The following is a 13,405-nucleotide window of genomic DNA, read 5'->3' on the forward strand; positions in this document are numbered from 1 at the left end:
AATTTCTTACTTCGAGATCGTTAATTAATTGGAGGTTTTTTGCAATGCATATTGAAGATGGTATTTTATCTCCCTTAGCTTGGGGTTCATGGTACGCTGTCACTACCGCATTTATTATCCCAGGCATAAGAGAAATTAAAAAGAAGGTCAAAGAAAACTTATCCTATAAACCTTTCTTGGCTATGACTGGTGTGGCGGTATTTGTTATTTCGGCGATGCACTTGCCAGTGCCAGTGACAGGTTCTTGTTCCCATCCTTGTGGTACCCCTCTAGCTGCAATTATTGTCGGCCCTTTAGCAACTGCCGTAATTTCCGCTATTGTTCTCTTTTTTCAGGCTATCTTTTTGGGCCATGGTGGTATCACAACCATTGGTGCTAACACCTTTTCCATGGGAATTGTGGGAGGTATTTCTGGTTACTTAAGTTGGAAGATTTTACGTTCCCTACGAAGTCCTCTCTGGTTGGCCGCTGGGGTAGCGGGTTTCGTTGGTGACATATTGACCTATTTAACGAGTTCTTTTGAGCTTGCCCTTAGTTTACACGGTCATGTTCCTTTGCTTAAACAATGGATGATCTTTTTTATGGGTTATGGCCCCACCCAATTGCCTCTAGCCATAGCTGAAGCTGTCTTTACCGCAGCAGTTCTTCAAGTCATGGTTAATCGTCGACCGGATTTGCTGCCTGGGATTAAACTTCGCCAAAAATCCAACCAGGAGGTAAAACTAAATGTCAATCACTAAAGAACAGACATCAAACCAGCAAATTCAATGGTTCGATTCATTTACTAAAATCATGCTATCCGTAATGTTCGTCCTATTGCTTTTCATTTTCGGGGCGGGCAAATATATGGCGAGTCATGACATGGAGGCTGGTGGTACCGATGACTTGGTAAACAATCTAGCCACAAAGGTAACCCAAGGGGAACATCATCCCTTCGCAGAATTACCGGGTGATGCCCAAGTAGGAGCCTTTTCCGTTGCCAACTTCTTTGCTGGCTTAATCGTTGGTCACCATTGGGAAAAGCTTTTCGGCAAACCAACGAATGAAGAACAATCCTTAGAGGTGGAATGACTATGGAATTGGCTGTCTTGGACAAAATTACCGCCGCTGATAGTCCGTTGCATCGTTGGGATGGCCGGGTAAAAACCGTATTATTTCTGAGTGCCATCATTGTCTCAACTCTTCTCAATCATTGGTATTTGGTGGCCGGCCTCTGGCTGGTCACCCTGGCTTCTTTCCGTACTATGAGCCTGCCGTGGCGGCACCTGTTCATCCGCCTATATATCCCTTTCGGGGTAGCTTGGTTGGTATTCCTCAGCCTAATCTTTACGAATGGCAGTCATGCTTTATTGGTTATTTCCCTTGGGCCGTTTAGACTCACTGCCTACCAGGAAGGCTTAACGTTAGGTTTTCTTATAGTACTTCGTATTATGGCTGCTGTAACGTTAGGTAGTATTCTCTCTTTTAGCACTCCCATGATCGAGATTCTAGAAACCCTACGCCTATGTAAAGTTCCTAATCTGATGATTGATCTTGCCGCCATGATGTATCGCTATGTTTTTATTTTGACTGAAACCAGTCATAACATGAGACGAGCACAGCTGAGCCGAATGGGCGACAGTAGCTCATGGCTGCATCAGGCCCGGGATATCGGTAAGGTGGCAGGTTATGTCTTAACGAATTCATTGGATCGTAGTATTAGAATTTATAAAGCAATGCTTTCCAGAGGATACAATGAAGATAGTACCGGTGCTGACTTTTTTACTGTACCTTTATCCGCAACTGATTGGCAGATTGGCTTGCTTGGTCTCGCCTTATTGGTACTCCTAGTGATTTTAAACATAATAATTTAGTAGAAGAAAGGAACAGACATGGAACTTATCAAGGTTTCGGGAGTTAGCTATACTTACAATGACGGTCACCAGGCACTTAAGAATGTCAACCTGAATATATCGAAGGGCGAAAGAATTGCCATTCTGGGACCGAATGGAGCAGGAAAATCAACTCTTTTCCAACTTTTTAATGGTCTATTACAAGCAACCTCCGGGACGGTTACGGTAAAAAACCTACCTGTACAAAAAGAAAATTTACCGGAAATTCGCCGTAGCATTGGTATGGTTTTTCAGGACCCTGATGACCAACTTTTCAATTCGTCGGTTCGTCAGGAAATTGCCTATGGCCTGATGAACATGCGTATTTTCGGTCAAGCTTTAGAAGATGCGATAGCCTGGGCTTTAGAAGTTGTGGGCATGCAGGGTTACGAGGCTAAAAGTCCTCATAATTTAAGCGGAGGTGAGAAAAAGCGAATTGCTCTGGCTAGCGTACTGGCTATGAAACCCGAAGTTTTGGTTTTGGACGAACCTACTGCTGCTCTGGACCCACGTGGTGTTAGTAAACTTATTAGGTTACTCAATACCATTAACCGTGATCTTGGTATTACCCTAATCTTTGCTACCCATGATGTTGATATTGTCCCCTTGCTGGCTGACAGAGTGTATCTTTTAAGCAAAGGGGAAATTGTCTCGGGAGGCACTACAGCAGAGGTTTTTAAACATAAAGAGGTAATTCGTAAGATCGATTTGCGCTTACCTAGGGTAGCGCATTTGGCGGAACTTCTCGCACGGGATGGTTTTTTAAATATAGACAACCTGCCCTTAACTATTGGCCAAGCCAAAAATCTTTTTGAAATAGTATAATTTACAAGGAATTACTGAATGGGTAGAAAATTACTTTCCTCACAAGAGGTACTAAAAATGAAGAATAGAAATATTGCATCAATGCTAAAAGCCCTAGTTGCTGGTGCTTTATTTGGGGCCAGTACTCCAATTTCAAAACTACTTTTGGGTGAAATAGCCCCAACTCTAATGGTATCATTTCTATATCTTGGCAGTGGTATAGGACTCTTTTTACTGAGATACGTCCAAAGTTCAGACACCAGTTTCAGTGCTGAAGCAAGACTTACCAAAAATGATTGGCCATGGATAACCGGTGCTGTACTTGTGGGAGGGATTATAGCTCCGATTGTATTGATGTTCAGTCTTAAGAATACACCTGCAGCCACGGCTTCACTTCTACTAAATTTTGAGGGAGTAGCAACAACCTTAATTGCAGTTGTCGTATTCAAAGAGGCAGTTGGAAAGCGTATATGGAGTGCTGTACTATTGATTACATTGGCGATTATCCTGCTATCATGGAATTCATCCGGACAGTGGGGTCTGTCAATCGGTGCTGTCGGGGTTATCAGTGCTTGTATTCTTTGGGGAATGGATAATAATTTCACACGCAATGTATCTGCAAAAGACCCCCTTTCAATTGTAATGATTAAAGGATTAAGCGCTGGTACTTTCTCTCTTATTTTGTCCCTCGTTTTGGGTTATTCGTTCCCTTCGATTGGTTCTGTTATTGAAGCCATGTTACTCGGCTGCTTCAGTTATGGGTTAAGCATTATTCTGTTTATCCGAGCGATGAGAGAACTGGGGTCGACAAGGGCAAGTGCCTTGTTTGGAGCTGCGCCTTTCGTGGGAACGCTATTATCGGTGGTCATATTTAAAGAAAACCTAACCTCGTTATTTTTCCTCTCACTTCCAATTATGTCTATCGGTGCAGTTCTATTGTTAATGGAAGATCATGATCATTTACACGAACATAAACCCACTGTACATGAACATAGGCATTCTCACGATAGCCACCATATTCATCGTCATCTTAAAGAAGAATTGCCTAAATGGGGAGGCCACTCCCATGTTCATGAACAAGAACTAATCGTTCACAAACATCCTCACACACCTGATATTCACCACAGGCATGAACACTAAAACTAGGGGTAAATACCAGCGAAGCGCAGCAAACATGCGAGCAACTGTTAATACGTTATTGCTTTGACGAAAAATTCCATATTGGTAAAGGTAATTTAATAAAACAATCCAGGTGCCGTTCAAGTTCCGATGATGAATGACGAACGGTTAAAAGAGAAGTTGGGTGAAAATCCCACGCGGTCACGCCACTGTAAAAGAAGAATCCTCCTAGAAGACCACTGGGGAACCGGGAAGGTTAGGAGGGTGATGACGCTTAAGCCAGGAAACCTGCCTGTATTTGTACACCATTACTCTACGTTGTATAGGGGGTGTGAAGTGTGTACCGAACATAGCCAGTGCTATTTTGGAACCTCTTGACATTTACTGTCGGGAGGTTTTTTCGTGTGCGCCACGCATGACGATTAACTAGACGGTGAAAGTCCGATATGGGGGTATGTAGCGACCAACCATTAGCTTAAGGCAAGGGTGTCCATCGTGAGGTGGAATCTGAAGGAAGCCGGCGGCAAAATTCTGACCCGAGGAACACGAACAGCATCAGGCGCAAAACGTGGGGTAAGACTGCACGACAAGTTAAAGCCCAAAAGCTACACAGACACGCCAGCGTAAATGTTGCGGGTACATGGAATGAAAGTGAATCGTCTTACCGTGGGAGGCCTCACGGACGGGTGGAAACAGAGTAAGAAACCCGGTTGAAACAAGATTTATCGTGAGGAGTCAGCAGAAGCCATAGTACAGAGGTGATCTAGACACCGACGGAAGGGCTGAACCAAAGGAGGTGTGGGTCAATGAAAGTTACTGAAAGTGGTAATTTAAAACACAGACAACTTCGAATTGAAGACTATCTGCAAAGGGTATCTGCGGAACAGAAAGAGTATGCAGAAGTGTGCGAGCTACCTAAGATGACTGAAACCGACAACACCAACACAAATGAGCAGACGAATGGGTTGCTTGAGCAAATCCTTAGCACTGAAAATCTAAACCAGGCCTATAGGCAGGTTAAAAGAAACAAGGGCGCAGGTGGAATTGATGGTATGCAGGTAGATGAACTTCTACCCTTTTTGAAAGAACACAAGGATGAACTATTGCAATCTCTCCGGGATGGTAAATACCGTCCAAAACCCGTACGGAGGGTAGAAATACCCAAAGAGAACGGAAAGACCAGAAAACTAGGAATACCCACCGTCTTAGACAGGTTAATTCAACAAGCGATAACTCAAGTTCTAAGTCCCATCTTTGAGAAACAGTTTTCAGACAATAGTTTTGGATTTCGACCGAATCGTAGTGCCCATGGGGCATTAAGAAGATGCCAAACCTATATAACAGTAGGTTACAAATATGTAGTTGATATGGATTTGGCCCAATATTTCGATACGGTAAACCAAAGTAAGCTTATCCAAATTTTGTCGGAGACGATAAGAGATGGCCGGGTCGTATCGCTGATTCACAAATTCCTGAAAGCAGGAGTTATGACCAATGGAATGTTTGAAGAAAGTCCAGAAGGTGTACCACAAGGAGGCCCCCTGAGCCCATTACTTGGCAACATAATGCTTAACGAATGTGACCACGAACTGGGAAAGCGGAAACACCACTTTGTACGTTATGCAGACGATATGATGATCTTCTGCAAAAGTAAAAAGGCGGCAAAACGAACACTTGATCACATTCTCCCTTATATCGAAGGGAAACTATTTCTGAAGGTAAATAGGGAGAAAACGAAGGTCGCTCATGTAAACTATGTCAAGTTTTTGGGATATAGCTTTTACATTTACAGGGGAGAAGGGCGCCTGAGAATCCACCCAAAAAGCATCCAGAAGCTTAAGGATAAAATCCGAGGAGTTACTGGGCGTAGCAATGGGATGGGAATCGAAGAGCGCAGAACTAAACTCAATCAAGTAGTACGAGGCTGGACGAATTACTTCAAACCTGCCGATGCAAAGAACCTACTCAAGGACCTGGATGAATGGACGAGAAGTCGCATACGAATGGCAACTTGGAAGCGATGGAAGAAAACCCGAACAAGGTTTGAGAACCTGAAGAAAGCGGGCATTACCAAGGAACAAGCATGGATGTGGGCAAACACAAGAAAAGGCTATTGGCGCGTTGCCCATAGCCCTATTCTGACAAAAGCTCTATCCAATGAGCGTTTCAGACGAATCGGATACCTTAGTTTTAGTGAATGTTATTCTGCGAAATAATGTATAAACTTTGGAAGCGCCGTATACCGAACGGTACGTACGGTGCTGTGGGAGGTCGGCTGATCAATTAATGATCAGCCTCCTACCCGATTACCTAGATGGCCTATCTTCTGGAGAGTAAGTTGGATCAAATATTATTTATCAGGGATTTTGCCATGTTCGGAATCCTTAGAGCTAGGTAGTGTTACAAGGTTGATGGTTGAAGCGTATAACATTTAATAATGAAGGAGAAATAGCATGCGACAAGGGCTCATTCATATTTATACTGGTACAGGAAAAGGAAAGACGACAGCGGCAGTCGGGTTAGGTATCAGGGCATATGGACAGGGACTTAATGTATTCATGGCTCAGTTTCTAAAAGGATGGTCAACAGGTGAAATGAAGACCATCGCTGACTTAGGACCGCGCTTTCAACTCTTTAAATACAACAAAGAGAATGATAAATTCACCTGGGAAATGACAGCCGAAGAGATGGGCGGAATAAAGGGCGAAATGCGGATTGGTTTGAACTACACTATTGAGGCTGTCATGAGTGGAGAATGGGATTTGATCATCATGGACGAGATTATGGCCGCTGTGAATTGCGGTTTCCTTCCACTAGAGGAAGTAGTCGAGATTCTTAAGATCAAGCCACCAGAACTGGAACTCGTTCTGACAGGGAGGGATGCTCCATTAGAGCTGATCGAGTTGGCTGATTATGTCTCGGAAATAACTGCTCGCAAACATCCCATAAAAAAGGGCATAATGGCGCGAGAAGGAATAGAGTACTAAACGTAAGAGGTAGCTCCTATTAGGGGTAGCTATTTTTGAAGTTAACACTTCAGAACAACGGGTATATATATCCGATATTGACATCGACAATCGTGTGAATGTTTATTAAGAGAGTGAGCATAAAAAGCCGGCTTTCATCTTCCAATATATGTCTTAACGTATATTTCCGTTAAAATGTTGGCGGGACCCCAAGAAGCAATGTTCGTTGTGCATTCCTGCTACGAGGAATTTGGGATTGCCCATACAACAATACAATTTGAATATTGCACTTGTAGTAGCTGTTTTTACAATAAGATTGTTGGCGGGACCCCTATAGAAAACGGTATGAAATGCTATCGACATTGGCGGCGATGACTAAAAATCATCTCCGTCAATGTCTGGTCCAAAATCGTCGTCAGCTAGTGTGATTAACCGTTGCCGTAAGCGGAATACCCGTTACTTTGAAGTCAGAGTTGATTACGAAGGGATCGGCAAAGTCAAACTCTATTACTGTCGTTTTCCTTATCAAAAGAAGTGGCGATTGTTTCTCTCAACGGATACTTCCCTCGGATTCCTAGGCATGATGGAGATTTACAGCGTCCGATGGACTATAGAAGTATTCTTCAAGGAAACTAAACAGTACTTAAAGTTAGGGTCTTGCCAATCGAGGGATTTTGATGCTCAAATTGCCCATGTAACAACCTGCTATATAATCTATAGTCTGTTGGCCTATTTTAGGCGAGTTAACGCCTACGAGTCTTTAGATGGGTTATTTGCCGCTATTAAAGATGACCTCCTTGAGAAGAATTTGGCTGAGCGACTCTGGGAATTATTCGATGAGTTGTTACAAGTCGTAATCACAGGCATCGCCAAGTCTGGTATTGTGGACATTTTGGAATTTAAGAATTCCCCTTAATATCAATACTTGAAAGAGCTTTTCGAGAATTCATTTTTAAATAATCAGCTAAAGAACCTCGAAAAGGCCAGTTAAACTTAATGATGGGCAAAATATCCTTAAATGAAGGCTAACAGGAAATTGTATTTAAGAGATTTTGTAGGGTGCGAAACTCAAATCCTATATTTCCGGAAATACTGTTTTAGGGTAAATATATTTAAGGAGGTTTTATGTTTTGAACAACAAAGATGCAGAAACTTCAGCCAATGAGTTAGAAGAACTTAAAGATAAGTATTCACAGTTGGAACGGGCTTATAATGCATTAAAAGACGATGCTGCTGAAAATCAAGGGAAAACAAAGAGCTCCCCAGTAATTGGCGATACCGTTTTTTGATGAAAGTAAGAAAATATAAGATAAATTCACGCTCTCAGCCATATTGCCGAGAGCTTTTTCTTTGCTTATTTTAAGGTCCGCAAGGTGTAATACTAACCAAAACTATCGTGAGGTGCCCATGAACCTAGACGAAATAAACGCCATGCCTCTACGCTGCCCTCATTGTCATAAATACACCATAGTAAAGCACTGGGTAAAGCTAATATCCACATCTAGCATAAGCTTTATCTGCCCTAATTGTTGGCGGATTTTTAGATGCAGGAGGTTGTTGAGGAGGCCGAAAGTAGATCTTAGCGAAGGCTGAGGTCTATTTATTTTACATAATTAGAACTCCCCACCTTGCGTCCGATGGGGAGTCCGTGAAAAGAAAAGGCGGAGGTACAGTAAGATATTATGATCGAGTTCTTGGTTATTATGCCGGATGTATATGACAAAAAAAGAACTCCTCATCATTTCTGAAGGGAGTTAGAAAGAGGATAAAAGAAGAAAAAATAGGTTAACGACAAGATCATTTTACCTAATATTTAATGTGTTATTCCATTATTAAGTGGAAAACTAAATAGGCCCCCACCATTACTGATGGGAACGATACTGAAATTAGATGGTGCTATCTTAGCTTGCCCGAAGTTGAACTTTTTATGCATAAAAAAACTCCCAACCGTTTCCGATGAGAGCAAAGCATAAAGAGGATATAAAAAAGTAAGTCACAGCAAGATTATTTTACCCGAGATTAGGGTAATTATGCTTACGTACTTACAAAAAAGGCCCCCATCGTCGATGAGGGTTGAAAGGGAAAGTGATTTAACAAATGGCAATATATCTTATTACCTAAGTCGTCCAAATGCTACATCTTCCATAGATGGGATAAAAACTAGATATTACCCATCATCAAACCAAATTCTCATCGGCTTATTTTATTTCCAATTATGTACCATATTTACCATATTGTACATATTATGTACTATCTCTTAGCAAAGGAGGTAACGCAAATGGCATTCGGCGGTGTTGATGTAGATTGCAGACCTAGACACCATTTTGGAGAAGGAATCGCAATCGTTGTTGTAATTATTCTTCTGCTTATCGCATTGGGAATCGTATTCTAATTTAGAAGGAGGAAATATTAATGTACGGAATGGGTTATGGCGGGGCATGTTGCCCTACCCCAGTATATGGCGGCGTTGGTCGTAGCGTAGGGGTAGGAATTATTGCAATTGCAATTTTAATTCTTATCGCCTTAGGAGTTATTTTCTAAAAAATAGACCAAAACTGGAGGCCGCTGAAAAAGTTAATTTGAAAAATAAAAGAGAGCTGGAATTATGAAAATAAGTAATTCCAGCTCTCTTTTTGATACAATTAAAGTACTAACACAAGCGGGTGATTCGATGATAAAAAGGCAAACTAACCTGGTCCTGAGTCCTTACATAGAATTATATGAGTTAATTGTACCAAAAGATAACTTATTGCGTCAGATGAATGAATTGGTGGACTTTACATTTATCTATGACGAGTTAGCAAATGTCTATTGCCAAAATAATGGACGTGGTGCCATCGACCCCGTAAGAATGTTTAAATATCTTTTGCTGAAAAGTATTTTCGACATTTCAGATGTTGATGTCGTTGAACGATCAAAATACGATATGTCATTTAAGTATTTCTTGGGTATGGCCCCAGAAGAAGAAGTTATCGATGCAAGCTCATTAACGAAATTTAGAAGGTTGCGGCTAAAAGATTCAAACTTACTTGATCTATTAATCAATAAGACAGTGGAAATCGCCTTGGAACAAGGAATCATAAAAAGCGAATCTATTATTGTAGATTCCACCCATACAAAGGCTAGATACAATCAGAAATCACCACGGGAAAACCTAGTTGAGTATTCAAAAAGGCTGCGTAAAACAGTCTATGCCATAGATGAAACGATGAAGGAACAATTCCCTCCTAAGGTTAATAATGGATTACTGGAAGATGAACTGGACTATTGCCAAAAGCTAATAGCGGTAATAGAATCTACAGAAGCCATTTCTAGCTATCCTGCTGTTAGGGAAAAGTTAAATATGCTAAAAGAGCTCGTTGAAGATGACATTGAGCGTTTAAGTCTATTGTCAAAAGATACTGATGCTAAGGTTGGTCATAAAACAGCAGATACTTCATTTTTTGGATACAAAACACATATCGCAATGACTAAAGAGAGAATCATAACCGCTGCAGTTGTTACATCCGGTGAAAAACACGATGGTAAGCAACTCCAAGAATTAGCAGAGAAAAGCAAACAGGCAGGTATTAAAGTAAGAGGTATAATAGGCGATACAGCTTATTCAGAGAAAGAGAATATTACCTATGCTAAAAACCACAATATTAACTTAGTCTCTAAATTAAGCAAAACCGTAACCCATGTTAAGGCTGGCCGCACAAATCCCAATGATTTTGAATTTAATAAAGATGCCGATAGGTATGTCTGTAAGGCTGGACATATGAGCTTTAAAAAAACAAGTACTCGCTCCAAAAAGCATGCAAAAGATGGTTTGGGAACTGTTGAATCCTACTTTTTTGATGTAGAAACGTGTAAAACTTGCACTTTTAAGGCTGGATGCTACAAAGAAGGGGCAAAAACAAAATCTTATTCCGTGACGATTAAGCACCATATCCATGAGGAGCAGGCTGCATTTCAAGAAAGTGAGTTCTTCAAAGAAGAATCCAAGGAACGCTATAAGATAGAGGCGAAAAATAGTGAACTAAAACATAGACATGGGTACGATGTTGCATCTGCCTCAGGTCTATCTGGTATGCGTTTACAAGGGGCAACAACAATATTTGCGGTTAATCTGAAGAGAATAATAACCTTAATGAGAGACAAATAGTAAATAAATATTAATCGGGGTTAAAAAGGAACCAGAAGATGAGCAATTCTCCCGAATTGTCCCAGCTCCTGGTTCCTTTTTTATTGGTAGGTTATAAAATTTGATTCTTTTTCAGCGGCCTCCAAAACTGCTCCGGTTTTTCCTGTGTCAGAGTTTTGAACTATCATGGCGCATCCACCTATCTGCTACCAGCACTACCCCCATTTATTTTTAGAGAAAATGCCATTGACAAAACTACTCCTCCTTTTCATTATAGAACGGAAAAGACCTCAGCTTAATTGCTGGGGCCTTACTATTCTATCATTCTACATCGTCCAAAGAAACCACTTACAAGTATTCAGTTCATACTTAAGCTCGAACGGCTTCATCTCTCCGTTAATCTCGCTCTGGCATTTAAAGATAAGCAATAAGATATTGTAATAATTTGGTAAACAAAAATCCTTTACCAAGAACAATCGTTTTGGTAAAATCAGAACATATATTCTATTATTAGTTCTTGGAGGGGAATTTAAATGAAAATAGTTATGGCCCCAATAGAAATGATTGCTTGGTTCGATATTCCAGGGATGCCACGGGCGATCCGCTTCCGGCATGACGGAAATGTCGTTAAGGTTGAGATGATTATCCGAATGTCTGAAGAAAAACTTGCGGGTAACCGGATGAAGGTATATGAGTGCCAGAGCGAGATTCATGGACAAATGAGGCAATTTCAGCTCAAGTACGAATTGAATACCTGCAAATGGTTTCTATATAAGATTTAAAACGTGCGCATTAAAAAGACTCCCACCGTTCGATGGAAGTCCAAGCAGGAAGATTGATTATTACAAGGTCATTTTGCCCGGAGTTCTGGTTATTATACAGTTGTAGGAGAAACACCTGGTTGTAATATGGACAATTTTTTCAAATCCGAGAAATAGCCTATTTTTTACATGATGGGGTTGTGCTATCAACTGAAGAGTTTAGGTATAACTGGTCGTTCCTCGTAGAAGTGGTTGCAAATCAAATCAAACTCATATGGATGGGATACAATGCATAACTACCCAATCCCAGCACATAATAAGCTCATCACACTTTAGGAGATGAGCTAAATGAAACGAATTGCTGGAATCGCACTTATGACAATTACCTTATTACTTGGAACAGCCAGTATCGCCAGTGCCACACCTGCTCCTAATTATAGAATTCCCCAGACAAGAACCTTCCACAATAACAAAAGCACGCATCATCAAAACCAGGCAAGCAGCAAAGCTACTAAGTTAACAGTTCACAAGTCGACTAAGACGGTTAAGCCGACTACAACTAAGTTACGGACAAAGAAATCTACGGCTTACAAAATACATACCTGATACACGAAAAGGCCCTCGGCAATGCCGGGGGCTATTTCATCGCAAAAAAATTCCCTCACTAGGAGGGTAGTATAGGAGGATAGGCAAAAAAAGGTCTATATGTTAACCGCCTAGCGGATAACTGTCTGTTGTTATGATGTTCTTATTCGCTATAAAGCAATGCTCTCGATAAGGAGGGTACAATACCAACCAACAGTAGAAGAATGATTAATTTCATTTATAAACTACATCCTTTTTTGAGAAATTGTTCATGCAAACCTTTATGTATTGTCTATAGTCTCATCATAAACTATAGTTGTTACCATTCTATGAACTTTTAATGAAGAGTGTGTTAAACCTTATAATGGGGAAAGTGGCTCTAATGGTTAGGTCAAAAGTTTATTTCTTCATAAAAGAAGCCCCTCGTGAAGAGGGGTGCATAAGGAGGTTTAAAGGGGAATAGTATGCGTATGTTAATCGCTTAAAAGCGAACAACCATCCATCTATTTAAATATAATCATTATCTTATGATCTTGAAATAGGACATTAGCCCCTTTATTGGTCTTGAATGGAAAAAGCGCCTCTTTCCGGGTAACAAACGACGAGATAACGCGGGCCAACGGGGTAGCGAGAATACGTCACGGTGGATACATTTACGAACTAACCGAGGCCGCACTTGACGAGCTAACAGCCTACAACAACCCAATAACCACATACGAGCTTGCAGCACTAGGAAAGGCCATACCCTTACGCACAGCGCGGTAGTAATCCGAGGCCAGCCGGGGGCCTAGCCCGGCCCATAGAAAGGCGGGAAAACAATTGGAATTGAAGGGGTCGTTGACGATCTTGACATGTTAATTAAAAATTTTTCTCAACCAAATATTCGTAATATCCCCGTGTACGTATGATCTCGATATTACCTAGCCTTTTCGGAAAGTCATCAACGTTGGCGGTAAGAATTATATTACAATTATGTTCGAGAGCTGCGTACATAACGTGAATATCCCCGTGGTCTATATCTGCAAGTTTTTTATCTTCAGCATCTAGGAATTTAACCAGGTCGTCGCGCTTTAGCATGGCCCTCATCCGTTGGAACAGCCTTCCTAATAGAACCTATTACAAATTTAAAATATCTTCATCGCTAAAAACATATATAGATTTGAAAAAACTCCA

The 13,405-nt window shown here is 41.1% G+C and carries 15 protein-coding genes and 1 riboswitch; of the genes, 14 read left to right on the top strand and 1 reads right to left on the bottom strand.

The window, feature by feature from the left end; genetic code table 11:
* Positions 1-44 precede the first annotated feature (44 nt).
* The 14 genes from VZF35_RS17960 (at position 45) to VZF35_RS18025 (ending at position 12,253) form a co-directional block, all read left to right on the top strand.
* Positions 45-740, top strand: a complete 696-nt coding sequence (locus VZF35_RS17960) for an energy-coupling factor ABC transporter permease (RefSeq protein ID WP_407307099.1) — start codon at positions 45-47, stop codon at positions 738-740.
* Complete coding sequence (locus VZF35_RS17965; protein WP_407307101.1) at positions 727-1,071, top strand: hypothetical protein; 345 nt, start codon at positions 727-729, stop codon at positions 1,069-1,071. Before VZF35_RS17960 ends, VZF35_RS17965 begins: the two co-directional genes overlap by 14 nt.
* Before the next feature lie 2 nt (positions 1,072-1,073).
* Positions 1,074-1,853 (top strand): cobalt ECF transporter T component CbiQ, encoded by a 780-nt coding sequence (gene cbiQ, locus VZF35_RS17970; RefSeq protein WP_407307103.1) that lies wholly within the window; start codon positions 1,074-1,076, stop codon positions 1,851-1,853.
* An 18-nt stretch (positions 1,854-1,871) separates the two neighbouring features.
* A complete protein-coding gene (locus tag VZF35_RS17975; protein WP_407307105.1) occupies positions 1,872-2,696 on the top strand; it encodes an energy-coupling factor ABC transporter ATP-binding protein in 825 nt (274 codons plus the stop codon).
* Positions 2,697-2,753: 57 nt separating this feature from the next.
* Positions 2,754-3,815 carry an EamA family transporter gene (locus tag VZF35_RS17980; protein ID WP_407307107.1) on the top strand — a complete coding sequence of 354 codons (1,062 nt, stop codon included), beginning with the start codon at positions 2,754-2,756 and terminating at the stop codon, positions 3,813-3,815.
* A 93-nt stretch (positions 3,816-3,908) separates the two neighbouring features.
* Positions 3,909-4,105: riboswitch (cobalamin riboswitch) on the top strand.
* Positions 4,106-4,289: 184 nt separating this feature from the next.
* The gene (locus VZF35_RS17985; protein WP_407305726.1) at positions 4,290-4,421 is read left to right on the top strand and encodes a hypothetical protein; all 132 of its coding nucleotides are present in this window, start codon (positions 4,290-4,292) and stop codon (positions 4,419-4,421) included.
* A gap of 179 nt (positions 4,422-4,600) precedes the next feature.
* Entirely contained in the window at positions 4,601-6,010 is a 1,410-nt protein-coding gene (ltrA, locus tag VZF35_RS17990; protein WP_407305724.1) for a group II intron reverse transcriptase/maturase, read from the top strand.
* 237 nt (positions 6,011-6,247) lie between these two features.
* Complete coding sequence (locus VZF35_RS17995) at positions 6,248-6,781, top strand: cob(I)yrinic acid a,c-diamide adenosyltransferase (RefSeq protein ID WP_407307109.1); 534 nt, start codon at positions 6,248-6,250, stop codon at positions 6,779-6,781.
* A 373-nt stretch (positions 6,782-7,154) separates the two neighbouring features.
* Positions 7,155-7,676, top strand: a complete 522-nt coding sequence (locus tag VZF35_RS18000; protein ID WP_407307111.1) for a transposase — start codon at positions 7,155-7,157, stop codon at positions 7,674-7,676.
* Between the two features lie 214 nt (positions 7,677-7,890).
* Positions 7,891-8,049, top strand: coding sequence for a hypothetical protein (locus VZF35_RS18005; protein ID WP_407307113.1), 159 nt, complete (start codon positions 7,891-7,893; stop codon positions 8,047-8,049).
* A gap of 1,123 nt (positions 8,050-9,172) precedes the next feature.
* Positions 9,173-9,301, top strand: a complete 129-nt coding sequence (locus tag VZF35_RS18010; RefSeq protein WP_407307115.1) for a hypothetical protein — start codon at positions 9,173-9,175, stop codon at positions 9,299-9,301.
* A 130-nt stretch (positions 9,302-9,431) separates the two neighbouring features.
* Positions 9,432-10,907, top strand: a complete 1,476-nt coding sequence (locus VZF35_RS18015; protein ID WP_407314430.1) for an IS1182 family transposase — start codon at positions 9,432-9,434, stop codon at positions 10,905-10,907.
* 512 nt (positions 10,908-11,419) lie between these two features.
* Positions 11,420-11,668, top strand: a complete 249-nt coding sequence (locus VZF35_RS18020; protein WP_407307117.1) for a hypothetical protein — start codon at positions 11,420-11,422, stop codon at positions 11,666-11,668.
* A 327-nt stretch (positions 11,669-11,995) separates the two neighbouring features.
* Positions 11,996-12,253, top strand: a complete 258-nt coding sequence (locus VZF35_RS18025) for a hypothetical protein (RefSeq protein WP_407307119.1) — start codon at positions 11,996-11,998, stop codon at positions 12,251-12,253.
* A gap of 837 nt (positions 12,254-13,090) precedes the next feature.
* Here VZF35_RS18025 and VZF35_RS18030 read toward each other — a convergent pair.
* Positions 13,091-13,309 (bottom strand): hypothetical protein, encoded by a 219-nt coding sequence (locus VZF35_RS18030; RefSeq protein WP_407307121.1) that lies wholly within the window; start codon positions 13,307-13,309, stop codon positions 13,091-13,093.
* Positions 13,310-13,405: the final 96 nt, after the last annotated feature.

The sequence above is a fragment of the Desulfosporosinus paludis genome (assembly GCF_045689965.1).
Lineage (GTDB): Bacteria > Bacillota > Desulfitobacteriia > Desulfitobacteriales > Desulfitobacteriaceae > Desulfosporosinus > Desulfosporosinus paludis.